This is a genomic window from Chryseobacterium sp. UF-290 (genome assembly GCF_058245615.1).
Window position 1 is genome coordinate 77,849 of record NZ_JBSICB010000007.1, and the last position, 23,626, is coordinate 101,474.

The following is a 23,626-nucleotide window of genomic DNA, read 5'->3' on the forward strand; positions in this document are numbered from 1 at the left end:
TTTTTTAATCATTTAATTTTTTAATTATTTAATTAATGTCAAAATACACTGAAGACGATCTAAGAGTCGATTTAGAAAATAAAAAATATGAATTCGGTTGGGAGACCAAGATTGATTATGAAGATTTCCCGATTGGTTTAAATGAGGATATCGTCCGTGCCATCTCTGCTAAAAAAGAAGAGCCGGAATGGATGACTGAATGGCGACTGGAATCTTTTAAAATCTGGCAAAAAATGATAGAACCCGGCTGGGCGAATATCAAATATGAAAAGCCTGATTTTCAAGCGATCCGTTACTACGCTGCTCCTAAAGTAAAGCCTGAATTGGCAAGCCTTGATGAGGTAGATCCTGAGTTATTGAAAACTTTCGCAAAATTGGGGATCAATATTGAGGAACAGAAAAGACTTTCCGGAGTTGCCGTAGATATTGTAATGGACTCAGTTTCTGTGAAAACCACTTTCCAGGAAACATTGGCAGAAAAAGGAATTATTTTCTGTTCAATTTCTGAAGCTATTAAAAATCACCCTGATCTGGTGAGAAAATATCTTGGAAAAGTAGTTCCGAGAGGAGATAATTTTTATGCCGCATTGAATTCCGCAGTATTTTCTGACGGAAGCTTCTGCTATATTCCCAAAGGGGTAAAATGCCCGATGGAACTTTCCACTTACTTCCGTATCAATCAGGCAGGAACAGGACAGTTTGAAAGAACTCTTGTGATCGCTGACGAAGGAAGTTATGTTTCTTATCTTGAAGGATGTACAGCTCCCTCAAGAGATGAAAACCAGCTTCACGCTGCGGTAGTGGAACTGATCGCACTGGATAATGCGGAAATTAAATATTCAACCGTACAGAACTGGTATCCTGGTAATGAAGAAGGGAAAGGAGGTGTATTCAACTTTGTAACGAAAAGAGGACTTTGCGAAAGAAACGCGAAAATCTCATGGACACAGGTTGAAACAGGTTCAGCGGTAACATGGAAGTATCCATCTTGTATCCTGAAAGGTGACGGAGCCATCGGAGAGTTCTACTCTATCGCTGTAACGAACAATCACCAGTATGCAGATACAGGAACAAAAATGATCCACATTGGAAAAAATACCAGGTCAACCATCATCTCAAAAGGTATTTCTGCAGGAAAATCTCAAAACTCATACAGAGGACTGGTAAAAGTAATGCCTTCTGCAAAAGGAGCCAGAAACTTCTCTCAGTGTGACTCGCTATTGATGGGTAATGAATGTGGAGCACACACTTTCCCTTATATTGAGATCAAAGATCCTTCTGCTCAGCTGGAGCACGAGGCAACAACTTCAAAGATCGGGGAAGACCAGATTTTCTACTGTAACCAGAGAGGGATCGATACAGAAAGAGCTATTGCTCTGATCGTGAATGGCTTCAGTAAAGAAGTTTTAAATAAGCTTCCAATGGAGTTTGCTATTGAAGCACAAAAGCTATTGGAAATTTCATTAGAAGGATCAGTAGGGTAATAAAGATATGATAGCTACGGAAAGATTAATTTTAAGAAAACCTGCAAAAGAAGATTTTGAAAGATTCTTTGAAATTAATCATGACCCTGAAACCAATATTCATAATCCAAGCGGACCGATGAGTTTTGAAAAAGCGGAAAGCACATTTGCCAGAATGCTTGATCATTGGGACAAGTATGATTTTGGAGGCTGGGTGATCGCCGAAAAGGACATTCCCGAAAATACAATAGGTTTTGGAGGGCTGAGCTATAAACTCTACGGAGAAGAAGAAAAATTGAATTTAGGCTATCGTTTGGCTTCCGAGGCATGGGGGAAAGGATACGCCACAGAATTCACAAAGAAAGCTATAGATTTCGGGTTTAATGAGGAAAATAAAGAAGAAATATTCGCAATTGTCCGCCCCAGCAATATAGCTTCTGTTAAAGTTTTGGAAAAGGCAGGTATGATACAAATCGGGACCCTTAATGATGTCCCTGGTCAGCCTGAAAGTTTAGTATATAGAATTCAAAAATAATTTGTTTAAGCAAATAAAATGTTAGAAATTAAAAACCTTCACGCCAAAATTGAAGATGGCGCAGAAATATTAAAAGGTATTAATCTTGAAATAAAGCCGGGTGAAGTTCACGCTATCATGGGGCCGAACGGAGCCGGTAAATCTACCCTTTCTTCTGTAATTGCCGGGAAAGAGGATTACGAAGTAACCGGTGGAGAGATTCTTTTCGAAGGAGAAGACATCATTGAGGACGCTCCTGAAGACAGAGCACACAAAGGAATTTTCCTTTCTTTCCAGTATCCCGTGGAAATTCCGGGAGTTTCTGTAACGAACTTTATCAAAGCTGCTTTGAACGAAACAAGAAAAGCTAATGGATTGGAAGAAATGCCGGCAAAAGAAATGCTTGCACTGATCCGTGAGAAATCTGAAAAACTGGGGATCAAAAAAGATTTCCTTTCAAGATCACTGAATGAAGGATTTTCAGGAGGTGAAAAGAAAAGAAATGAGATCTTCCAGATGATGATGCTTAACCCTAAATTAGCGATCCTTGATGAAACCGATTCAGGACTGGATATCGATGCTTTAAGAATCGTGGCAGATGGGGTAAACCATTTTAAAAATGAAGGAAACGCAGTTCTTTTGATCACTCACTATCAGAGATTGCTAAACTATATTCAGCCTGACTTCGTTCACGTTCTGGCCAACGGAAAGATCATCAAAACAGGTGATAAATCTTTGGCATTGGAACTTGAAGAAAAAGGGTACGACTGGCTTCTTAACTAAGGAGGGAATCGATTATTTCGGAGATTAAAACATTTTCACGGTCTTTCTGAATGAAGCGTCGTAAAATGAAGAATCCCTAATATTAAAAATTGGATTCCTTATTTCTTGGAATAACAATATTTTAGTTCAAATAAAAAGAAAAAATGGTGCAAACCACAGATATACCAGTAATGGCATTAAAAGAACAAATTATAGAGAACCATAATGAATTTTTGGAGAGTCTTCGTCACAGATTTCTGGATGATGACAGAAAAGCAGCTCTTCAAAGATTTGAAAACATTGGTTTTCCGACAAAGAAAGACGAAGAATATAAATATACCAATCTAAAGGAGATCACGGAAAAAGACTATAGCTTCTTTCCGAATGAGCACCATAATATCACTAAGGAACAGTTTGACCAGCTGCACCTGGGTGAAGAGAATTTCGATTGGATCGTTTTTGTGAATGGTAAGCTTCACAAAGAACTTTCAAAGGTTTCTATTGAAAATGTAGAGTTCCTTTCATTCAACTATGCATTGAACGATGAGAAGCATAAAGAGGTTTTTGAAAGATATTTCAACACGATCGCTTCTAAAGAACAGGCCTTTACAAATCTAAATCTTGCTTACTGCAAATATGGATTCTTCCTGAAAGTTCCTAAAAATGTAGTGATCGAAAAACCAATCCATGTTTTCTATATTTCTCAAAATCAGGAAGAAAACACTTTCTACAACACGAGAAATCTATTGATCGTGGAAGAAGGAGCAAAAGTAGAGATCATTGAAAGTCACCATAATTTTGACACCACTTATGTGCTGACAAACTCTGTGACGGAGATCTTCACTTATCCGAACGCAAAAGCAGACTGGCATAAACTTCAGAATGATAACAATACCTCATATCTTATTGACAGTACTTTCGCAAAACAGGAGAAAGACAGCCTAACGACTGTCAACACATTCTCTTTCGGAGGTAAGCTGGTAAGAAACAATCTTGATTTTATTCATAATGGATCAAACATCAATTCATTCATGAACGGGATCACCATTATAGGGAAAGATCAGCTGGTAGACCACCATACAGCGGTTCACCATAACTTCCCGAACTGTGAAAGTTATCAGAACTATAAAGGTATTTTTGATGGCAATGCGCATGGAGTTTTCAACGGAAAGGTATTTGTTGACAAGATCGCTCAGAAAACGAATGCTTACCAGCAGAATAATAATGTCCTTTTAAGTGAGGGTGCCAGCATCGATACAAAACCTCAGTTGGAGATCTTTGCAGATGATGTAAAATGCTCTCACGGATGTACAGTAGGTCAGCTGAATGAAGATGCCCTGTTCTATCTGAGAGCAAGAGGAATCTCTAAAAAAGAAGCTCAGGCATTACTTTTATATGCTTTTGCAAATGATGCGATGCAGAATATCGACATTGAGCCCCTAAAAGAAAAAATTTCAAAGCTGCTGGCTGAGAAACTTGAAGTAGATATAGAATTTTAAGACTTATATATATTGATAATAAAAAAGCACTTCTTAAACGGAAGTGCTTTTTATTATGTATTCTGTTGGGATTATTTTAACCAGCTTTGGTTATCTTTATTATCCGAACGTTTTTTCCCTTTTTCTATGTTATAGGCAAAACCTACTCCCAATGTCTGCTTCAGCTGGGTTTTCCATATCTGATTATGGTCATACAACAGATCCAGTGTAATATTGGATGAAATATACTTGTTGATCTTCATATTCAACACTGCTCCATAGGCAAGTACCAATCTGTCCGGATGATCAAGATAATTTGAAAATACAGAAGCTGTATTGGTCAGGTTAATATTCTCCATAATTTTTATTTTATAGATGGCTGTTCCCAGGAAACCGAACTGGAACAGTGATGAATCACCGTCATTTTTAAGCCCGTAAGTTCCTGCAGTCTGAAGCTCTTTATCTAAAACGAAAGTCCATCTTGCGTTAGCCGGACGTAAGGTCACGGTTAAATTATCATTGGGACGATACGTAACCCCGGCACCAAGATTTAAATATGCAGGAGCAAAGAAATTAGAGATCTTTTTAGCATCAGGATTATTGCCATCTTCATAACCCGGTGCGAATTGAGTCTGAAGGCTGGTTCCTGCTGAGTAATACCAGCTTTTGGCGAACTCCCTACCATAATTTGTAGAAAGGTTGATTACATCCTGGGTTTTCCTTACTCCTGTTCCCTGGGTATTATTTTGCCCGTACCCAAGAATAATAATATTTTCCCAAAGATCTTTTCCTTTTTCATACGTCATATTATAATTGACACCGGCAAGCCAACCTACGTTGTTGGCTCCCCCTCCTACCCAATTTGAAAAGGCGGCCTGGTTGAGCATTAATGTATTTTGTCCCTGGATAGACCATGCTTTAACGGTATCTGCTACAGGTGCCTCAGCTTTTGTTTCCTGAGCCGCAGCTAAGGCTCCGAAGGAGACGGAAGCCATCAATAAAAGTTTTTTCATAATTAACGATTTATACAAATGTATAAATAATAATTTATGCCTGCATAAAATTCACTTTAAAATGAATTTAACATATTTAAATCCGCCCTCACAACACCCTGAAATCAAACCATTTACATACAAAAACCCTATACGATAAACTTAAACCAACTTAAAATTACAGTAGTTTCAAAAAACAAAAAAAGCACTTCATTGCTGAAGTACTTTTACTTTAATTTATAGTATTACGCTTATTTCCTGATCCACCACTGGCTGTCCTTACGGTCAGAACGTTTCACTCCATTATCCAGCGTATAGGCAAAACCAATCCCTAATGTTTGCTTTAACTGTGTCTTTTCTATCTGATTGTGGTCATATAATAAATCTACCGTTATATTGGATGAAATATATTTGTTGACCTTCAGGTTCAACAGAGCTCCATAAGCAAGAACCAGCCTGTCAGGGTGATCCAGATAATTTGAGAATACAGAAGCGGTATTGGTCAGGTAAATATCTTCCATGATTTTCAATTTATAGATGGCTGTTCCCAGGAAACCAAACTGCAGTAAAGAAGAATCGCCATCGCTTTTCAGACCATAATTTCCTGCAATCTGAAGACTTTTATCCAGAACCAGGGTCCATCTGGCGTTGGTAGGACGAAAGGTAACCGTTAAATCTTCATTCGGCCTGTAAGTGATCCCCATACCGACATTCAGGTAACCGGGTGCCATAAAATTTGAGATTTTTTTTGCCTCAGGATTATTTCCGTCCTCATATCCCGGAGCGAATTGGGATTGCAGCCCTACTCCCGAAGAGAAATACCAGCTTTTCAAAAACTTTCTTCCATAATTGCTAGATATATTGAGAACATCCTGAGTCTTTCTTATTCCTATTCCTTTGGTATCATTCTGTCCGTATCCTGACACAATAATGTTTTCCCAAAGATCATTGTCCTTTTCATAAGTCAGATTGTAATTGACACCGGCAAGCCATCCTACGTTGTTAGCTCCTCCTCCTACCCAGTTTGAAAAGGCCGCCTGATTGATCATTAATGTATTTTTTCCCAACACTGACCAGCTTTTTACGGTATCTATCACCACCGAATCTTTTTTTAATTCTTCTTGTGCACTTGCATAAATCCCCGTAAAAAACGAAAGAATCAATAAAAACTTCTTCATTCTCTATATAATTTTCATTACAAAAATAATTAATATAATTTTTTTCAAAAAATAATTCCCTGCTATAAAATGGTTATTTAATAGATTTTTAACCTCATTCAACAAACTATATCTATAAATTCAATGCCAAACCATAAGGTTGAAAAAATAAAATTGATACCTTTTGTCTTAAAATCAGGTCAGTAGGAGAAATTCATCGACAAATTTTCCGAAATTCACTATTGGCTTTTGATTTGACGTAGAATCTCCATGTTTAAAAATGTAATTTCCAAAAGAGCGGTTATATACCCATTGCTGATGCTTTCCGCAATGTGGTTCGGATACTTTTTACAAACACACGGCTTTTTTGGAAGTTGCTTCGGAGCCATTATTCCTCTTTTACCGGAAGGGCTGCTCGGTGTGATCACCTCTCCCCTTTTGCATGGAAATATGGACCATATCATAGGAAATTCGATCCCTATTGCTGCTTTAATGTTCCTATTATACCAATTCTATCCCCTGGTTGCCAATAAAGTTTTCATTATCGGCTGGCTGGCTACAGGGCTTTTAGTATGGTTACTTCCTCCTATTGACATTTTTACCGGTGATTATATGTATACCTGTACCATCGGTGCCAGTGGTGTGGTTTACGTACTGGCCTTTTTCCTTTTCTTCAGCGGGGTATTTAAATGGAATACAAAACTTCTGACCGTTTCAATGCTTGTAGTACTCTATTATGGAAGTCTGGTCTGGGGGATGCTCCCGGAAGAGCTGTTCTATAATATGCAGGAACGCAGTAAGATTTCATGGCAGGCCCACCTTTCAGGAGCTATAGTCGGCAGTATTATCGCTTTCGCATTTAAAAATGTGGGTGAAAAGAAGAAAAGATATATATGGGAATTCCCCAATTATTATAGTGAGAAGGATGACAAATTGTGGCAGGAATATAAAGAAAATCACCCTGAAGATTTCTCAGAACTTCCGTATAAAAAAAGGGATGACATATGGGATCATTTGGATGAATTGAGAAAGAAATAAAAACTTAATTCACTACATTTGAAAAAAAACACACATGACCTCCGAAGAACATTTCTATGCCATCGCCCTTCGCGAATGCAGCCAGATTGGCGATATCAATTTTCATAAGCTTGTCCGGACTTTCGGTAGTGCCCGGGAGACCTGGCAAAGAGCAAAAAAAGAGTATAAGAAACTGGAAGGAATAGGTCTGAAAACCGTTTCTGACATAGGCAATCCTGATCATTTGAAATTCGCAGAAGAAGAATTGAAATTTTGCGAAAAGAATAATATCAGGATAAGGATAAGACATCTTAATGAAACACCATTTCTTCTCAACGAATGTACTGATGCTCCCGCTATCCTTTATCAAAAAGGAAACTTTGATGATTCATTACAAAAAATAAGTATTGTAGGAACCCGGAATATGACCGCTTATGGCCGGCAATTCATTGAAGATTTTTTTGGGGCCACCCAACCTTTTCACTATACATCAGTAAGCGGTCTGGCACTGGGAGTGGATAAAGAGGTTCATGAGCAGTCAATCCGTAACGGGAAGCCTACTGTAGCGGTTCTTGCCCACGGCTTTCAATTTTTATACCCTTCAAGGAATAAGAAACTTTCAGAAAAAATTCTTCAGGAAGGAGGTGCCTTGCTGACTGAATTCAGCTCTTCGAGAAAACCAGACCGGGAAAATTTCATTCAGAGAAATAGAATTGTGGCCGGAATTTCCCCTTCAACTATTGTAGTAGAAACCGGATTTGGAGGCGGATCTGTAAGCACAGCAGCCTTCGCCAATGATTATAACCGGGATGTCTTTGCTCTTCCGGGAAAGATTACTGACGTCTATAGCCAGGGTTGTAATCAACTGATTTTCCATAATAAAGCTACGGCCATTTCAACGGTCAAAGATCTGGTGGAAATACTTGGATTCAGCAATCCCAGGGAAAAAATAGAAGAGCTTTTCCCTTATAGTGAGACAACAATACAACTGACTGACAATCAAAATACAATATATCAATCCATAAAAGAGAATCCACAGATTTCTCTGGACGATCTCGCCCAATTGATTTCAGTTTCTTCGCATAAAATTTTACCGATAATTTTAGAATTGGAACTTTTAGGGAAAGTAAAATCGTTTTCCGGGAGGCAATTTATCGCAATTTAAGAATTAATGATTTCTTAATATCGCATTATTTCACACATAACATTTCATTTTTAATAAAATTTGATCATAAATTATTAATTTAATAATATTCCCAAACATTATTATTTAATTTTTAACAATGTTGAAATAGAGTGTTGTGAATCTTGAAAAAAAAATTAAATTTGTTGACAATAATATTCAACCTTAATATATGGAACAATATAATATTGACCAGAAAATCCAAGAGTTTATTGCAAAAATTGAAGCAAAAAATCCTAACGAACCGGAATTCTTACAGGCTGTAAAAGAAGTTGCCGTAACTGTAATTCCATTCATTGCTACGAAGAAAGAATATAACGGAATGAAGCTGCTTGAAAGAATGGCTGAAGCTGAAAGAATTATTATTTTCAGAGTTCCATGGGTTGATGACAAAGGAGAGATTCAGGTTAACAGAGGTTTCAGAATTCAGATGAACTCTGCTATTGGTCCATACAAAGGAGGAATCCGTTTCCACCCTACGGTAAACTTATCCGTTCTTAAGTTCTTAGCTTTCGAACAGGTATTCAAAAACTCTTTAACAACTCTTCCAATGGGAGGAGGTAAAGGAGGTTCGGATTTTGATCCTCAAGGTAAATCTGATATGGAAGTAATGCGTTTCTGCCAGGCTTTCATGACAGAATTATGCAAGCACATCGGTCCTGAAACAGATGTACCTGCAGGAGACATCGGTGTAGGAGCAAGAGAGATCGGATATCTTTTCGGGCAGTACAAGAAAATCAGAAACGAGTTTACGGGAGTTCTTACCGGAAAAGGTCTTGCTTACGGAGGTTCATTGATCCGTCCTGAAGCTACAGGATACGGAGTTGTATACTTCGCTGAGCAGATGCTTAAGACTATCGGACAGGATTTCCAGGGAAAAACAGTAACGGTATCAGGTTTCGGAAACGTAGCTTGGGGTGTTATCAAAAAAGCAAGTGAACTTGGTGCTAAAGTGGTAACAATCTCTGGTCCTGATGGGTATATCTACGATAAAGATGGTATCAGCGGCGAGAAGATCGATTATTTATTAGAATTGAGATCTTCAGGAAATAACAGAGCTGAAGATTATGTTAAAAAATATCCATCTGCTGAATTCCATGCCGGAAAACGCCCTTGGGAAGTAAAATGTGATGTAGCATTCCCTTCTGCAACCCAAAACGAACTGGATCTGGACGATGCAAAAAAATTAGTTGAAAATGGATGTATTTGTGTAACTGAGGCTGCCAACATGCCTTCTACACTAGACGCTATCAACTATTTCTTAGACAATAAAGTATTATTCTCTCCTGGTAAGGCTTCCAACGCTGGAGGTGTTGCTACGTCAGGATTAGAAATGACTCAGAACTCTATCCGTCTTAACTGGACTTCTGAAGAGGTTGACGCAAGATTAAGGGAAATCATGATCGGAATCCACAAAGCTTGCAGAGACTACGGAAAAGACGAAGACGGTTATGTAAACTACGTAAAAGGGGCAAATATCGCAGGCTTCGTAAAAGTAGCAGAAGCAATGTTGGCTCAAGGAGTTGTGTAAACATAAAAAGACAAGGTTGGGAAAAGTTCCCGACCTTTTTTCATACAGCCTGTTCCCGGGGAAATGGGAAAAAAGTAAAAAGAGAAAGGAGAAAGTGCTGCTACATGCAGCACTTTTTTATTTTTATCAGGATGGAAAACGCCTTCAAAAACATTGATGAATACATTCTTCTCTTCCCGCGGCAGAAGTACAGGAAAAGCTGACAGAGCTGAAGAAAATCATTCATTCACAGGTTATATACATTGGATACCAGATGCCTGCTTTCAGGTAAAAAGTAAATCCATTAGTGTATTTTACGGGATATAAAAAAATCCTGAAATACGAGATTCCAGGATTTCAACTAGTGTTTGCTCAAATGAATTTCTGCTACTTTTTCTTTTTATGAGATTTCTTTTCTTCTTTTGTAGAATCTGCCGGTTTGGTGGCATCCGTAGGGGTTACTGTACTTGTTGGCTCAGTAGCTGGTGTAGTTTCTACTGTGGTCGTAGTAGTTGTCGTGTTTTGTTGTGGAGTTCCGGTATCCGGAATGGTGTTAGTCTTAGAATCCGGCTGCTGCGTTTGAGTTGTGGATGGGGTAGTAGCAGGATTTTCAGCTGGTTTGTTTTGTTCTGTCTGGGCCGATATTGCCACTACTCCGGTCAATGTAAATGCCGCAGTTAAAAATAACTTTTTCATAATGTAATATTTTAAATGATTGTTTAATTTAAACGAGACATCATTTATAAAATTATGTGTAACTAACTTATTTAACGTACTTTATAATTATTTAAGAGGATTTCACAAAATAATTTATAGTCGATTCAGAATAGAATTGGCAGAAGCACGGAAGAGGAAAACTAAGTTCTGAAAAGTTACTCTGCAACGTTTTATTACTTAAACAAAACTTTATAAAACCAATGAAATACCAGGATTAATGACTGACTGCAAGACTTCTATTTCCCAGCCCCTTACTTTCAGCCTTAATCATTTTGCCGCGTTCTTCATCATTTTTTCCACAAATTCAAACGCAGCAGGACAGATTACCGTATTTTTAAGCATTAGATTATTGATCTGGTAGATCTTTTTACGGTCAGTATGTGGATATTCACGACATGCTTTTGGTCTTACTTCGTAGATGGAGCAGGTATTGTCATCATTCAGGAAAAAGCAGGGCAAATTTTGCAGTACTTTGTCGTTATCTTCATCCACCCTCAAAAACCTGGCTTCAAAATCAGCCTGTTTCATCCGAAGATGCCTGGCAATACGTTCGATATCTTTTTCCGTATACAGAGGACCTGTTGTTTTACAGCAGTTGGCACACTGCAAACAGTCTATCTCTTCAAAAACTTCATCATGCGTTTCCTGTACAATATAATCAAGGTTCCTGGGCGGTTTCTTCTTAAGCCCCTCCAGAAATTTTTTATGTTCTTTATGCTTTTGTAAAGCCTGTTTTTTATATAAATCTAAATTCATTTATTCTTTTATACCTCTTCGGTAACGGATACATTATTTATGATCGCAAAGGTAAGCAATCCTCCAAAAGCCTCAAAAGCTACAGCAAAACTCCCTGAAAAGCCCATTGAAACAATTCTTCAATATCCGACAATAGTGGATGTCTGTAAAGCTGAAGAAAAAGATATTCATAAAGTTATTCAGCGAATTGTTTTTATCAATTCAAAATGAAGATAAAATATTGTTTTCATGAATTTTATCAATGGAATCATTTGCCTTCTCATTCGATTTTGCAGTACATTTGAAATATGAAAAAACTGGAATCAAGAGAAGATATAGAACATCTTGTCAATGCATTTTATACAAAGGTCGTAAAGGATGAGACCATTGGGTTCTTTTTTAATGATATTGCCAAAGTAAACTGGGACAAGCATCTCCCGAAGATGTATTCTTTCTGGGAATCTATACTCTTCGGACAGATGACGTACAAAGGAAATCCCATGGGAGTACATTTTCCGATCAATGAGATACAGGCTATGGAACAGAAACACTTTGACAGATGGCTCGAACTATGGCGAACCACTATCGAAGAAAACTTCGTAGGAGAAAATGCGGACATGGCCATCTATAAATCCGAAAACATTGCAAAGCTGATGGCGTTCAAAATGGAACTGGCCAGAAGGCTGTAGCGGTTTCGAGGTACTCATTCCAGGTTTTCACAATCGTGAAATACACCCAACTAACCTCTAACCTCTAACTTCTAATATCTAACTTCTATTTTCTATTTAAGGAACTATTACCGTAAAGATATAAGCCGCCAGATTCACCAAAAGAACCGTTCCGTAGAGGATATTCGTTTTTCCCCGGCTCAATGAAAGCATTACGATAAATACGGATAGAGAAAGCAGAATAACATCTTTCTTGTCTAAGCCTAAAACCAACGGGATGTCATATAGAATACAAACTGTAGAAACAGCCGGAATCGTAAGTCCTATACTTGCCAAAGCCGACCCTAAAGCCAGATTTAAACTGGATTGGATCTGATTACTTTTGGCAGCCCGTATAGCAGCTACTCCTTCCGGAAGAAGAACTACAGCAGCAATAATTACCCCAACCAGAGATTTTGGTGCTCCCAGACTTCGTACCATATCTTCTATCGTATCAGACAGCCCTTTTGCCATAAGAACTACAATGGCAAGACAGATGATCAGAAAAACAAAGCTTATGAGCGTTTTGGTCAATGAAGGGATATAATGTTCTTCCGGATGTTCGTCAGGAACTATGAAATAACTTCTGTGGCGCACCGTCTGTACCATCAGGAACACTCCATAGATGACAAGACAGGCAATGGATATAAAGATAAGCTGTGCTTCGTTATAAAAAGGACCATTAACACTTGAAGTAAAGTTAGGAAGGACAAGGGTAAGGATCAAGATAGAAACGATACTTACCAGATAAGTGGTGGCAGAAGTTCTTGCGAAAAACTGTTCATGATATTTAACGCCGCCCACCAGGATACAGATTCCCAGAATTCCATTAAGAATAAGCATCACAGCAGCAAAAACCGTATCTCTGGCCAGTGTGATCGCCTGATCTCCACCGGCGACCATCAGTGAGATGATCAGCGCCACTTCAATGATCGTGATACAGAGAGCCAGAATAATAGTTCCGAAGGGTTCTCCCACTTTATGTGCTACCATTTCTGCATGATGCACTGCCGATAAAACACTTCCGATGAGTAAAATCCCGGCAGTAATATCATAAATAACCCCTGTTCCCATCAACCCGGAAAAGTAGTAACCTACTGCAAGGATGGGAAGAATATAAGTATAATGTAAAAATTCTTTAGGTCTCATAAGGTGACTACAAAATACGAAAAATCTATAAAATTTGAAATATTAAAAGAAAATATTAATCTTATTTTAATACCTCCATAATATAAAGTCCTGAAAATCTGTCAGCATATGAAACAGCAATCCAATTCCTATAATTCTGATATTTCCTTTAAAAAACAGCATCAGAACATATACTGCGATTGCATAATATGAATGTAAAATATGGAAGCCTACACTATTCCTTGTCGGATCAAAGACCGGATTGGCAAAAAGATGATCCAGATCTACAAGCATGGTGGCCAGGAGAATAAGATACACTTTCTTCCAGTTTTCACGATAAAAGATCAAAGCGATAAAGACAGGAAAAACAAAATGCAAAGAATAGTGCGTGATTGTTTTAAGCAAAATAACTTCTGACGGGTCCATTACTCCATATTCATTTTTAAATATTGTACATTTTTACCATCTTAAAATTAAAGGTAATTCTCCTTTTTTTACTTTCACTTTCACCCAATAATCACTTCCTTTATTCCCATAGAGTACATAGTCTATATCTGAAATGAACTTTTTTTCTGTGTCACTTAGAGTTTTTAAAGATGAAAACAATAAAGCATTATTTCTAATCAGAATGTAATTTTCATGTAATCCTGGGGATAGCGAAATTGGTATTCCGGTAGACCGTATGACCAATCCATTCCTTTTTTTACTGATGTTATTGGGTTGAAACGGAATTGCAGTGAACTGCTCCCGGGTATTGAGCCATTTTTTGGATTGGAAAAAATCCCATGTTTTATCCGGATTCTGGCTTTGAAGATCAATGATGTAGCTGGGCTGGGTAATTTTTTGAAATGTCTTTTGTTCAATTTCATTAAAGTTATCATCATAGCCATAACTGACAATGGTATCATTTACCTGCTTAAGGTCAGCGGTCGCTCTGAGATAACTGATCTGCGATGAATCAGCAATGCTTTTGTTGAAAAAACGGGCATATCTTTTTATATTCTCAGCATCCAGCTCCATTTCCAGGAAATGATTTCTTTCCTGAAGTCCGGAAGCAATAGAGGGTATTATTTCCGGGGCTGAGCTATTTTTTATTTCGAGCTCATCATTTTTCAGTTCAAGAGAAAAGTTCTGAATTTTTTCACCTGAAATAAAAGAAACACTTCCCAATGTACTATGAATAAACTGATCAGCATTCAAAGCATTCTTTTTGGAAGACTGAAAAATCTGTTTTTTTATAGATTCAAAAGCTTTATCAGACGTTCCTAAGATACAATATTCTTGTTCAATTATGAGAAAGAACTGATCTTTTTGAAAACGTCCCTCCTCTTTATCAATAAATTTACGGGCCTTTAAGAATGTTCTGAATTTTTGAGGATCTCTAAGCTCTATGACCGTATACCACTCTGAAAATTTTGAATCTTTAATATGAAAGATCTGCAAAAAATCCGGTATTCTGATCCCGGCATCTTTCAGAGAAGCCAGATTCTTATCTTTTGCCCCGACTCCGGACCAATGGGAAGGATATGCCACCAAACTGAAGATATACTGCCCCGTTAATTTTTTTACATCGATCAAAACAACGGCATCCGCGTTGTCCGGAATAAACTTAAGCGTCTTATCTTTATGAAAAAACACCCAATACACCGTAACAGCGAGTATCAGAATTAACGGGACAATAATCCTTTTTTTATTCATCTATAATATTTGCGTTTTCTTTTCTGTTTCTTTGGTTTTAAAAATCTGGTCAAACAGATCAAAGAAATACATCAGGCTGTTTTCAGAGTCTTTGATGATATAGTTCATTTCAGTCTGAATACTTTCTCCTTTTACTTCTGTCTTATAGTATAATTCTCCTATATTTTTTCTGATTGCTTCCAATGTTTTTCTTTCCGAAGGGCTTTTGAACTCTTTATCCAAACCTGTCAGAAGCTTCTTCAGATCCAGCCTTCCGGATAAAGGATACTTTGATGAGTCTTTTGCCCATTTTCTTGAAGCTTCGGATTGAGCAGCAGGAAGAATATTTTCCGTAGAGCTCATCACATAAACAACCCCGTCTTTTACTGTAAAGAACAGCTGATCAAAGTAACCACTCTCTTTTTCTTCTTTAAAAGAATAAAAATCTCCTTTTTTTGAGAACTTTTTAGCCAGCTTTTTGTTCGTAGTCAACAAATTAAAAATCCGCTTCCAGTACCCTTCATTCTCCGTTGCAAATGCGAAAGTAAAATCAGGAACTGCTACCTCTTTGGTTTTCTTTACTTCTTTTTCATTATAATCATCATCATATTCGTAATCCGTATATTCTACTGTTTTGGGCTTCAGCTCATTCAGAACAAAAATTCCGTTTCCGGGAGCGATCCTGGCAATAGCTTCTTCATCCAGGATGATTTTCATCGTCTCCATGATCAGCTCCATTTCTTTTTTATAATCACTTTCTCCCGAATCCTGAAGAAGGCTGTACATCAGATCAAAACATTTTCCTCCATTGACATTCACAGCATAATAACCTACACTTTTTTCACTGATCAGATCCAGCAGCTTTTTGTTTTTCTTTCCTTTATAGATCGATGAAATATTTTTCTGGATCTCAGTATTTTTATGCTGATAATTATTGACCAGCTTCACTTTATCTTTATCAAAATACAGATTGTATGCAGAATTTGAGTTGTACATATTCTGGAAAACCTGCCCGAAATCATAGCGATTTATCATCTTACCATAAATTCCTTCATTGACGATTCTTCCGTAATCCGTATAAACAAAAATATCAGAATTGGTATCCCTGAAGGCCAGCATTTCTTTAGAGGCCTCAACGTCCAGGTTAGAGCTGAAATAGCGGTCAAAATGGTCTTCAGCATATTTTTTGACGATCCTGAAATTTTCCCTGCGGATAGAATCCTGTTCCTTCTGAAAGGCCTTATCTTCTTCTGATTCATCATATAACCCTTCTCTCTGATAGTTGTCCTCTCCTTCCTGTTCAGGGCTTGCGGCATTCTCTTTTTCCTTAGGATATTTGTGATGTTTTTGAAGGTATTTGATGTCTTTCTGGATCCTTGCTATTTCAAGATTGTTTTCTTTGATATTCTCCTTCAGGTATTTGATGTCTTCCTTCAGGTTTTCGATCTCCTCTTTATAGTCAAAAGGTCTTTCCATTTCTTCGGCATAAGCGCTGTCAACAGCAACAGCACTATCAGCGACAATAGCGACACTGTCTGCTACAGCCTCCTCTTTCCAAAGGTCTTTGTAGGGCTTGGTATAGCTTACCAGGCTGAGAACAGCACGGCTTTCGTTCCAGGCAACGAAGATATCATCATCGATATCAACGTAAGAATAATTGTTTTTTCTTGAAACTTCCAGTCCTTTTTTCTTAACGGAATTAACGAATTCCTGGAACTTTTCCTTGTTATCGATTATAAAATGAGTGTTGTAGGTATTAATAGAATCATTGAAACTGGCGTAATGATACTGAACGGCGTCATATTTGATTCCCGTTTTGGAATAATCCGTCCATGATGGTTTTTCTTTACTTTTTTTGCTTAACTCGTGCAGCAAAGGATTCAGCTTATTCCAATTGATCTTGTTATTAAGCTGTTTTCCGTTGACTTCCATATAAAATATGGCATCATCAGGAATTTTCATGCTATTTTGAGCAAGGGCAAGGGCAAAGCCAAAGACCAGTAAAATAATTATTTGCGTTTTTAATAAGATAGATTTCATGGCTAAATGTTAGAAATTTATTGGAAAAGGATGGTGTTTTGTATTTGTTTTTTCTGAAGGATAAGATCCAGGATGTCAGCCTCCATTTTAAGCGCTTTTTTATTTGGCGAAAGCAGATAAGCATTATTCGTCTGGGATTTCACCGTATTTTCAAACTGCATGACTGAGGTATATTTTGCCCCATTGAAAACTTCTTTGTCAGCCTTACTCATCTGGTCATAATCCGTTTTGAAGGTATTGACCTTATTTCTCGTCAACGCTTTTTTCTCAGGATTTTGACTGTAAATCTGTGTTGGAACCATTTTTCCCAAAATATTCTGGGATTTCAGCTTCTCCAGTCCGGCGTTGATATTTTCAATTTTTTTGAAATTACAGCTCAGTTTGACGATATAATTATCAAAATCCATAGATGTTTTCACATTGCTGATCCCTGGAGTTCCCCTGAAAATTTTGGCGGCTTCATTGATCTTGTTTTCAATTTCTGATCTTTTGGGAACTTTTTTCCCATTAATGGTTTCCATTTTAGCAATTGATGCCAGTCTTGTTTTACTTTTGCTGGCATTGAGAATAATGGTATATTCTCCCGTTCCGTCTGCCTTCACATTTACCTTATCCAAAATATCAAAACAGCTTGTAAGGAATGATAAAGGAAGCAGCAGAATAAATAGTCTGAGAATTTTTTTCATGATTGGGGTTAAAAAGACAAAATTACTTAATTCTAAATTGAAATACTTTACACGCTCTGCTTTTTTAATCAGAGAATGAGGTTTTATCCTGTAAAAAATGATAGAATTAATACATTTCAGATCCTTCCTTTTAAATAATCCTGACGAAGGTCCTCCTGCAGCTTTTCGATAGCGTATCGCAGGCAGGTTCTTGGCATTTCTTTGTAATGTTTATTCAGATAACTGATCAGCTCATCTTCATTTTTCTGCCCCATTTCCCTCAGCAGCCAGCCGTTTGCTTTATGCATCAGATCATGAGGATGTTTCAGATTTCTGGTTACCAATTCTTTGGTCAGCTCAAATGAGCCTTTTTTCACATAATGCATTGTCCCTACAACAGCAATTCTTTTGTGCCACATCTCCTCAGACTCTGAAAGATCTCTCAGAAGATGTTCCTTCTGATTTTCAAAAGCATATCTGCCCAGGATTTTATAACAGCTTGAATCTACAAGATCCCAGTTATTGACATGGGGAAGATGATTCAGATAAAATGTTACTATTTCTTCTTTTGCCGCCGGATCTTTTGTCTTCTCAAACTTTAAAATCAGCATAAAAAGTGCGGTCAGCCTATGCTCATGATACTTTGAAGAAATCAAAGTGCTCAGTTCTTCCAGACTTATTTTTTGATAATACGCTTTTGCCACAGATCTCTGATCCGGAACTTTTACCCCCAGAAATAAATCTCCTTCTCCATATTCCCCTTTTCCCGTCTTGAAAAACTTTGGAAAAAATTCTGCTTTTTCAGGAATGGATAAGACCGCTAAAGCCTCCTGTATCTCTTTGACTATACTGCTCATTAAACCATAGCTGATTAGATATTATTTTAAAGCATTAAGCATTCTCTTCTACCACCACGCTCTCCTGCTCTTCCTCTTCTTTTGCAATCTGCTTAGGATTAGCCACTTTTGCGATTGTGAGCCCCTGTACAACGATCGAGAACACAACTACACAGTAAGTGATGCTTAAAATAATTTCGCTGTATTCACTCTTAGGAATAGACATTGCCAATGCAATGGAAACACCACCACGGATTCCTCCCCAGACAAGAACTTTTACCGTCTGCGGGCTAAACCTTGTTCTGAGTGACATAAACTTCGTAGGGCCCCAGATCGAAATAAATCGTGCCAGTAAAACCACAACGATTGCCAATAACCCTGGAATCATAAAATGTCTAAGGTCCTTAATCATCAATAGCTCAAATCCGATGAACAGGAATAATACGGCATTCAGAATTTCGTCGATCAGCTCCCAGAACTTAATAAGATAATCCTGGGTGACGGACTTCATTTTGAAGCTTCTGTTGAAATTTCCCATAAACAGTCCTGCCGCTACCATGGTCAATGGTCCGGAGATATGCATTTGTCTTGCAATAAGATACCCCCCCATCACAACAGAAAGCGTCACTAATACGGAAATAATATAGTCATCTACTTCACGCATAAGCTTTGAAGTGGTCCACCCGAGAAGAACTCCCAATAAAAGACCTCCTCCCGCTTCTTTAAGTAAAAGCAGTCCAATGTTCTCAACTCCCAGATCCACTTCTTTTCCGATTGCCAGCTGCAGGACCACTGTAAAGACCACAACAGCCATACCATCATTGAAAAGGGATTCTCCTGCTACTTTTGTTTCTAATGATTTGGATACGTTAGCCTGCTTCAGAACACTTAAAACCGCCACCGGATCGGTAGGTGAAATCAATGCCCCAAAAACAAGACAATAGATAAAAGGAAGCTTTACACCCACTAAAGGCAGCAAATAGAACATCCCGAATCCTACCACAAAAGTAGATATCACAACACCGACCGTAGAAAATATCACTACAGGCCTGAACTGTTCTTTCAGGTCATTAATATTAATATGGATTCCCCCTGCAAAAAGCAGGAAATTAAGCATAGCCCCCATCAGAACTTCCGTAAAATCGATGCTGCTCATCAGATTATGAAGATGTCCGAATGTTCTCGGAAGCACCGTTTCCCCAAACATGACCAGAAAAATAGAAACCACAATGGCAATCACCATGATTCCGATAGTACTCGGAAGCTTTAGGAATCTGTAGTTAAGATAGGCAAATATTGATGCTAATACGATTAATGCTGAAAATGAATAATATAACTCCACTAAGTGTTTTTTAAAGATTAATTAGTTAGTCTAAATAAAGTATTTTGATATAGGTCTGCCGGCCGTCTTTTTCCCAGACATCAAACATGCCGTCTTTGGCAGATCTTGAATTTCTCGTATAATCCTGCCCTATATTCAGAATATTCAGCAAAATATATTCATCTCCCACAGAATTGACGAGGTAAGCCGTTTTCTCAGACTTCCCGTCTCCTGAACTTTTTATACCGTCTGTAAGTGATCTGAACTGATTCAGATGGTGCATAAAATTGCTGCCTTCTTTTAAAGAGTCATAGGCCCTGAGAAGGATCAGCAGAATATCCAGATTGGTAGGGTCCGTATTATACAGCGTTTTTCCCTGCCTGATACAGTCTGCAAAATTGCCTTCTTTAAAAGCTTCCGCAAGACCTTTAAATCCCTCTCCCGAAATCGTTATTTTATCATTCCTAAAGTTTCTTCCGTAGTACAGGTATTGTGACTCTATACTGTCTAAAGATTTCGGATATCCTTTATACTTAAAAATAAGCTTATCATAATTGTACGGAGAATCAGGATTTTTAAGGCCTTTCTCAATAGCTTTTAAGTCCACTTTTGATTTCTGGCTGAACCCAAAAACCGAAAGCATTATGAACAAGAGAAAAAAACGATATTTCATTAATTGTTATCTTCTTCATCGTTATCAAAATATTCGAAAAGGAAATCATTGTATGGGAATCTCGATATATGGATCTTCATCACCTCATCATAGATCATCTTTTTCATTTCCGGGAAGTTTTCCTTCGTCAAAGCAGAAATGAAAACCGTAGGATATTTGGATTTTGCCATCCAGGTCTTTTTCCATTCCTCAAGAGAGATGTTTTTACGGGTTGAAGGGGTAAGATCATCTTCATCTTTTTTCTCATAGCTGAAATCATCAATTTTATTGAAAACCATGATCATCGGCTTCTGATGAGCGTTGATCTCCATCAGGATATGATTGACAGATTCTATGTGATCTTCGAAGCTTTCATGAGAAATATCCACTACATGAATCAGAAGATCGGCTTCCCGCACCTCATCCAGAGTAGATTTAAATGATTCTACCAGCTGTGTAGGTAATTTTCTGATAAACCCTACCGTATCGGTAAGCAAAAACGGCAAATTGCCTATCACCACCTTTCTTACAGTAGTATCCAATGTTGCGAACAATTTATTTTCTGCAAATACCTCAGATTTGGAAATAGAGTTCATCAGGGTAGATTTTCCAACGTTGGTATATCCTACCAATGCTGCACGAACCACTTTTCCACGATTGTTACGCTGGGTGGCCATTTGCTTATCAATGGTCTTCAGCTTATCTTTCAATAAGGTGATCCTGTCACGGATAATACGACGGTCGGTTTCAATTTCCGTTTCCCCGGGACCTCTCATCCCGATTCCCCCTTTTTGGCGTTCCAGGTGGGTCCACATTCTGGTAAGTCTTGGTAAAAGATATTGGTACTGTGCCAATTCTACCTGTGTTCTTGCATAAGAAGTCTGCGCTCTCTGGGCAAAAATATCAAGGATAAGGTTGGTACGGTCCAAAATCTTCACTTCCATTTCTCTTTCCAGGTTTTTCAGCTGTGAAGGAGAAAGCTCGTCATCGAAAATTACGGTTCCGATCTCGTTTTCTTTTACATATTCTTTTATCTCAAGTGCTTTTCCGCTTCCTATAAAGGTTTTGGAATCAGGTTGGGTTAATTTTTGCGTGAAACGTTTTTGTACAGTCGCTCCTGCCGTGAAAGCCAAAAACTCCAGTTCATCCAGGTACTCCGTCAGTTTTTCTTCATCCTGATTCTGAGTAATAACTCCTACCAGGACCGCTTTCTCATAATTATGTTCTTTCTTTTCTAGCATTAAGTTCTATCTATATTTATGATTTTTACAAGGTAATATTTTTCAGAAAAAAAACAAAATCAATTTTTATTTAATAACATTTTTTAATATAAATTTAAGTTCACTTTACAATTGTTGGTAAAAAATCAATAACTTTATGTAATAATTTTCTGATTTTTAAATATTTAAATTAAAAATTAATATCCAGAAGGTCATGATTCCCCTTATCAGATGTATGATTATTGATGATGATGAACTGGACAGGCTGGTTCTTCAGCATTATATCAGACAATACAAGAACATTGAGATTGTCGGCTCTTTTGATTCGGCTGAAAAGGCAATTCCTTATCTTGATCTCAATCTCCCCATTAACCTTATCCTTACCGGGACCAACCTGAAAGGGATGAGCGGGCTGGAATTCCGAAAGCTGGCCCATAAGATTCCTGCCTGTATCTTTATAAGCTCCCATCCTGAATTGGCTGCCAGAGCTTTTGAAATCAATACGTTAGATTTTATTACCAAACCTTTGACGTCAGAGCGATTTCATTATTCCATGCAAAGGCTTTTCGATTTTTTTGAAATAAAAGAAAAATGTGAGTGCTACGATGCCATGCTGGGAGAAAACTGCATTACCCTAAAAGAAGGCGGCAATATTTTTCAAGTCAAAATGAAAGATATTCTATACCTGGAAGCCTTAAAGGATTATACACGAATCATAACCCTTGAAAAAAAACACTGCATTTTAAATTCCCTGGGGAATCTCCTTCAAAAAAACTTTTTCGACACTTTTGTAAGGATACACCGCAGCTATGCTGTTCCCCGACATCTCATCCGTGGAAAAAGCTGCCATGAAATAGAGCTTACTCATCAGATCAGGCTCCCTATCGGCAGAACGTATAAGAATAATCTATCATTCTTTAAGCCTTAAAAAACAAACGGACTTCAACAATAATTCACAAAATGCCATTGGTCGATTATTTCTGCCGTTAGTCTATTTTCCTGCTATCCAATTCAGATAGGTGGTAATTTAGTATTCCCAAATTTCCTCTGATACAGAAAGCAAGAAATGCAAAAAAAGAAATAACACATGCAGGACTGACTTCTGATTATAGCTGGAAATTAAAACACAAAATCTAAAGTGATAAAGCATCTAATGACAATTCAGGAAAGCCACTTCCCAATACTGCAATCCTGAAAGAAGTAAAAAGACAATACCAACTGACAGGCATACCGCAACACGGTTATTCTAGGAACACAAATAGCAACGTAACAGGGTTGCCCGATGCAGCAACCCTGGAGGAAATAAAGACAATAATTCCTAAAAACTGATAACCAATCCAGATTTTCAAGCAAAAGAAGTCCGCCGTGTGGCGGACTTTTAGTATTGCAGAACTGAACTTTTACTAATCCCAATCCGCTGCCACGAACTTCATTGAAGTTCCGTTCTCATCGGATAACGTAAGAAAATGACCTTCCACAGAATATCTTGTCATAGTTTCAATCTTTTTCTGAAATGCAGCTTCCAGATTCATATCCTGGCAGGCTTTTGCCGTGCTTATTCCTTTTGAGATCTTCACTTTTCCTCCTTTTTTAAATTCAGTGACAAAGGACATTTGATTACATCCCATATATGCGTTTGCCTGAATTTTCCCGTTTTCCGTTTTGGATGTCAGATTGAATTCAGCCTTGTCGGCCATCAACTGATCTTTGGAAAAGCCCTCAAAAGAGATCAGCATCCATTGTCTTTGCAGATAAGGATTTTTATCCGGTACTGTGGAGCAATTTGAAATAACTCCTAACAACAAAATCGCAAAAAGGAACATCAGTATTTTTTTCATATTGATTATCATCC

The 23,626-nt window shown here is 37.8% G+C and carries 24 protein-coding genes; 10 read left to right on the top strand and 14 right to left on the bottom strand.

What is annotated here, in order from left to right; all coding sequences use genetic code 11:
- Window positions 1–35: 35 nt before the first annotated feature.
- The 4 genes from sufB to sufD all read left to right on the top strand — a co-directional run bounded on the left by sufB (window position 36) and on the right by sufD (window position 4,238).
- Complete coding sequence (gene sufB, locus AC4IF5_RS10325; protein ID WP_490734195.1) at window positions 36–1,484, top strand: Fe-S cluster assembly protein SufB; 1,449 nt, start codon at window positions 36–38, stop codon at window positions 1,482–1,484.
- A 7-nt stretch (window positions 1,485–1,491) separates the two neighbouring features.
- Window positions 1,492–1,998, top strand: coding sequence for a GNAT family N-acetyltransferase (locus tag AC4IF5_RS10330; RefSeq protein ID WP_490734196.1), 507 nt, complete (start codon window positions 1,492–1,494; stop codon window positions 1,996–1,998).
- An 18-nt stretch (window positions 1,999–2,016) separates the two neighbouring features.
- The gene (sufC, locus tag AC4IF5_RS10335) at window positions 2,017–2,760 is read left to right on the top strand and encodes a Fe-S cluster assembly ATPase SufC (protein ID WP_490734198.1); all 744 of its coding nucleotides are present in this window, start codon (window positions 2,017–2,019) and stop codon (window positions 2,758–2,760) included.
- Window positions 2,761–2,930: 170 nt separating this feature from the next.
- Window positions 2,931–4,238 carry a Fe-S cluster assembly protein SufD gene (sufD, locus tag AC4IF5_RS10340; protein WP_490734432.1) on the top strand — a complete coding sequence of 436 codons (1,308 nt, stop codon included), beginning with the start codon at window positions 2,931–2,933 and terminating at the stop codon, window positions 4,236–4,238.
- Window positions 4,239–4,309: 71 nt separating this feature from the next.
- Here sufD and AC4IF5_RS10345 read toward each other — a convergent pair whose 3' ends face one another.
- Both AC4IF5_RS10345 and AC4IF5_RS10350 read right to left on the bottom strand, forming a co-directional pair.
- Window positions 4,310–5,230, bottom strand: coding sequence for a DUF3078 domain-containing protein (locus AC4IF5_RS10345; RefSeq protein WP_490734200.1), 921 nt, complete (start codon window positions 5,228–5,230; stop codon window positions 4,310–4,312).
- Between the two features lie 230 nt (window positions 5,231–5,460).
- Complete coding sequence (locus tag AC4IF5_RS10350) at window positions 5,461–6,387, bottom strand: DUF3078 domain-containing protein (protein ID WP_490734201.1); 927 nt, start codon at window positions 6,385–6,387, stop codon at window positions 5,461–5,463.
- A gap of 249 nt (window positions 6,388–6,636) precedes the next feature.
- Between AC4IF5_RS10350 and AC4IF5_RS10355 the strand changes: the two genes are divergently transcribed.
- The 3 genes from AC4IF5_RS10355 (at window position 6,637) to gdhA (ending at window position 10,097) form a co-directional block, all read left to right on the top strand.
- On the top strand, window positions 6,637–7,404 hold the full coding sequence (locus AC4IF5_RS10355; protein WP_490734203.1) for a rhomboid family intramembrane serine protease: 768 nt from the start codon (window positions 6,637–6,639) through the stop codon (window positions 7,402–7,404).
- Window positions 7,405–7,438: 34 nt separating this feature from the next.
- Window positions 7,439–8,548 (top strand): DNA-processing protein DprA, encoded by a 1,110-nt coding sequence (gene dprA / locus AC4IF5_RS10360; RefSeq protein ID WP_490734205.1) that lies wholly within the window; start codon window positions 7,439–7,441, stop codon window positions 8,546–8,548.
- Between the two features lie 190 nt (window positions 8,549–8,738).
- The gene (gdhA, locus tag AC4IF5_RS10365) at window positions 8,739–10,097 is read left to right on the top strand and encodes an NADP-specific glutamate dehydrogenase (RefSeq protein ID WP_490734206.1); all 1,359 of its coding nucleotides are present in this window, start codon (window positions 8,739–8,741) and stop codon (window positions 10,095–10,097) included.
- Window positions 10,098–10,463: 366 nt separating this feature from the next.
- Here gdhA and AC4IF5_RS10370 read toward each other — a convergent pair whose 3' ends face one another.
- Together AC4IF5_RS10370 and AC4IF5_RS10375 are read right to left on the bottom strand one after the other, a co-directional pair.
- On the bottom strand, window positions 10,464–10,772 hold the full coding sequence (locus tag AC4IF5_RS10370; protein ID WP_490734208.1) for a hypothetical protein: 309 nt from the start codon (window positions 10,770–10,772) through the stop codon (window positions 10,464–10,466).
- A gap of 288 nt (window positions 10,773–11,060) precedes the next feature.
- Entirely contained in the window at window positions 11,061–11,549 is a 489-nt protein-coding gene (locus AC4IF5_RS10375; protein ID WP_490734210.1) for a YkgJ family cysteine cluster protein, read from the bottom strand.
- Window positions 11,550–11,588: 39 nt separating this feature from the next.
- Between AC4IF5_RS10375 and AC4IF5_RS10380 the strand changes: the two genes are divergently transcribed.
- Both AC4IF5_RS10380 and AC4IF5_RS10385 read left to right on the top strand, forming a co-directional pair.
- Window positions 11,589–11,759, top strand: coding sequence for a hypothetical protein (locus tag AC4IF5_RS10380; protein WP_490734212.1), 171 nt, complete (start codon window positions 11,589–11,591; stop codon window positions 11,757–11,759).
- Window positions 11,760–11,836: 77 nt separating this feature from the next.
- Window positions 11,837–12,217, top strand: a complete 381-nt coding sequence (locus AC4IF5_RS10385) for a group III truncated hemoglobin (protein ID WP_490734214.1) — start codon at window positions 11,837–11,839, stop codon at window positions 12,215–12,217.
- Window positions 12,218–12,313: 96 nt separating this feature from the next.
- Here AC4IF5_RS10385 and AC4IF5_RS10390 read toward each other — a convergent pair whose 3' ends face one another.
- From AC4IF5_RS10390 to hflX, 9 genes are all read right to left on the bottom strand, one after another.
- A complete protein-coding gene (locus AC4IF5_RS10390; protein ID WP_490734216.1) occupies window positions 12,314–13,384 on the bottom strand; it encodes a calcium:cation antiporter in 1,071 nt (356 codons plus the stop codon).
- 66 nt (window positions 13,385–13,450) lie between these two features.
- The gene (locus AC4IF5_RS10395) at window positions 13,451–13,789 is read right to left on the bottom strand and encodes a DUF6122 family protein (RefSeq protein ID WP_490734218.1); all 339 of its coding nucleotides are present in this window, start codon (window positions 13,787–13,789) and stop codon (window positions 13,451–13,453) included.
- 33 nt (window positions 13,790–13,822) lie between these two features.
- The gene (locus tag AC4IF5_RS10400; protein WP_490734220.1) at window positions 13,823–15,061 is read right to left on the bottom strand and encodes a hypothetical protein; all 1,239 of its coding nucleotides are present in this window, start codon (window positions 15,059–15,061) and stop codon (window positions 13,823–13,825) included.
- Window positions 15,062–17,080, bottom strand: coding sequence for a hypothetical protein (locus tag AC4IF5_RS10405; protein WP_490734222.1), 2,019 nt, complete (start codon window positions 17,078–17,080; stop codon window positions 15,062–15,064). It abuts the gene before it with no gap.
- Between the two features lie 17 nt (window positions 17,081–17,097).
- Window positions 17,098–17,766 carry a hypothetical protein gene (locus tag AC4IF5_RS10410; protein WP_490734224.1) on the bottom strand — a complete coding sequence of 223 codons (669 nt, stop codon included), beginning with the start codon at window positions 17,764–17,766 and terminating at the stop codon, window positions 17,098–17,100.
- 116 nt (window positions 17,767–17,882) lie between these two features.
- Window positions 17,883–18,602 (bottom strand): DNA alkylation repair protein, encoded by a 720-nt coding sequence (locus AC4IF5_RS10415; RefSeq protein ID WP_490734226.1) that lies wholly within the window; start codon window positions 18,600–18,602, stop codon window positions 17,883–17,885.
- A 34-nt stretch (window positions 18,603–18,636) separates the two neighbouring features.
- Entirely contained in the window at window positions 18,637–19,923 is a 1,287-nt protein-coding gene (locus AC4IF5_RS10420) for a cation:proton antiporter (protein ID WP_490734228.1), read from the bottom strand.
- A 25-nt stretch (window positions 19,924–19,948) separates the two neighbouring features.
- Window positions 19,949–20,575 carry a DUF4919 domain-containing protein gene (locus tag AC4IF5_RS10425; protein WP_490734230.1) on the bottom strand — a complete coding sequence of 209 codons (627 nt, stop codon included), beginning with the start codon at window positions 20,573–20,575 and terminating at the stop codon, window positions 19,949–19,951.
- Entirely contained in the window at window positions 20,575–21,795 is a 1,221-nt protein-coding gene (gene hflX / locus AC4IF5_RS10430; protein WP_490734232.1) for a GTPase HflX, read from the bottom strand. The genes AC4IF5_RS10425 and hflX overlap by 1 nt, the downstream gene beginning before the upstream one ends.
- A gap of 193 nt (window positions 21,796–21,988) precedes the next feature.
- Here hflX and AC4IF5_RS10435 point away from each other — a divergent pair, with 193 nt between their 5' ends.
- Complete coding sequence (locus tag AC4IF5_RS10435; RefSeq protein ID WP_490734234.1) at window positions 21,989–22,702, top strand: LytR/AlgR family response regulator transcription factor; 714 nt, start codon at window positions 21,989–21,991, stop codon at window positions 22,700–22,702.
- 475 nt (window positions 22,703–23,177) lie between these two features.
- Here AC4IF5_RS10435 and AC4IF5_RS10440 read toward each other — a convergent pair whose 3' ends face one another.
- Complete coding sequence (locus AC4IF5_RS10440) at window positions 23,178–23,612, bottom strand: META domain-containing protein (RefSeq protein WP_490734236.1); 435 nt, start codon at window positions 23,610–23,612, stop codon at window positions 23,178–23,180.
- Window positions 23,613–23,626 lie beyond the last annotated feature (14 nt).

Excerpts from the sequence above, each read along its gene's own strand:
- sufB (WP_490734195.1), top strand. The coding sequence starts at position 36 with ATGTCAAAATACACTGAAGACGATCTAAGAGTCGATTTAGAAAATAAA.
- AC4IF5_RS10330 (WP_490734196.1), top strand. The coding sequence starts at position 1,492 with ATGATAGCTACGGAAAGATTAATTTTAAGAAAACCTGCAAAAGAAGAT.
- sufC (WP_490734198.1), top strand. The coding sequence starts at position 2,017 with ATGTTAGAAATTAAAAACCTTCACGCCAAAATTGAAGATGGCGCAGAA.
- sufD (WP_490734432.1), top strand. The coding sequence starts at position 2,931 with ATGGCATTAAAAGAACAAATTATAGAGAACCATAATGAATTTTTGGAG.
- AC4IF5_RS10345 (WP_490734200.1), bottom strand. The coding sequence starts at position 5,230 with ATGAAAAAACTTTTATTGATGGCTTCCGTCTCCTTCGGAGCCTTAGCT.
- AC4IF5_RS10350 (WP_490734201.1), bottom strand. The coding sequence starts at position 6,387 with ATGAAGAAGTTTTTATTGATTCTTTCGTTTTTTACGGGGATTTATGCA.
- AC4IF5_RS10355 (WP_490734203.1), top strand. The coding sequence starts at position 6,637 with ATGTTTAAAAATGTAATTTCCAAAAGAGCGGTTATATACCCATTGCTG.
- dprA (WP_490734205.1), top strand. The coding sequence starts at position 7,439 with ATGACCTCCGAAGAACATTTCTATGCCATCGCCCTTCGCGAATGCAGC.
- gdhA (WP_490734206.1), top strand. The coding sequence starts at position 8,739 with ATGGAACAATATAATATTGACCAGAAAATCCAAGAGTTTATTGCAAAA.
- AC4IF5_RS10370 (WP_490734208.1), bottom strand. The coding sequence starts at position 10,772 with ATGAAAAAGTTATTTTTAACTGCGGCATTTACATTGACCGGAGTAGTG.
- AC4IF5_RS10375 (WP_490734210.1), bottom strand. The coding sequence starts at position 11,549 with ATGAATTTAGATTTATATAAAAAACAGGCTTTACAAAAGCATAAAGAA.
- AC4IF5_RS10380 (WP_490734212.1), top strand. The coding sequence starts at position 11,589 with ATGATCGCAAAGGTAAGCAATCCTCCAAAAGCCTCAAAAGCTACAGCA.
- AC4IF5_RS10385 (WP_490734214.1), top strand. The coding sequence starts at position 11,837 with ATGAAAAAACTGGAATCAAGAGAAGATATAGAACATCTTGTCAATGCA.
- AC4IF5_RS10390 (WP_490734216.1), bottom strand. The coding sequence starts at position 13,384 with ATGAGACCTAAAGAATTTTTACATTATACTTATATTCTTCCCATCCTT.
- AC4IF5_RS10395 (WP_490734218.1), bottom strand. The coding sequence starts at position 13,789 with ATGGACCCGTCAGAAGTTATTTTGCTTAAAACAATCACGCACTATTCT.
- AC4IF5_RS10400 (WP_490734220.1), bottom strand. The coding sequence starts at position 15,061 with ATGAATAAAAAAAGGATTATTGTCCCGTTAATTCTGATACTCGCTGTT.
- AC4IF5_RS10405 (WP_490734222.1), bottom strand. The coding sequence starts at position 17,080 with ATGAAATCTATCTTATTAAAAACGCAAATAATTATTTTACTGGTCTTT.
- AC4IF5_RS10410 (WP_490734224.1), bottom strand. The coding sequence starts at position 17,766 with ATGAAAAAAATTCTCAGACTATTTATTCTGCTGCTTCCTTTATCATTC.
- AC4IF5_RS10415 (WP_490734226.1), bottom strand. The coding sequence starts at position 18,602 with ATGAGCAGTATAGTCAAAGAGATACAGGAGGCTTTAGCGGTCTTATCC.
- AC4IF5_RS10425 (WP_490734230.1), bottom strand. The coding sequence starts at position 20,575 with ATGAAATATCGTTTTTTTCTCTTGTTCATAATGCTTTCGGTTTTTGGG.
- hflX (WP_490734232.1), bottom strand. The coding sequence starts at position 21,795 with ATGCTAGAAAAGAAAGAACATAATTATGAGAAAGCGGTCCTGGTAGGA.
- AC4IF5_RS10435 (WP_490734234.1), top strand. The coding sequence starts at position 21,989 with ATGATTCCCCTTATCAGATGTATGATTATTGATGATGATGAACTGGAC.
- AC4IF5_RS10440 (WP_490734236.1), bottom strand. The coding sequence starts at position 23,612 with ATGAAAAAAATACTGATGTTCCTTTTTGCGATTTTGTTGTTAGGAGTT.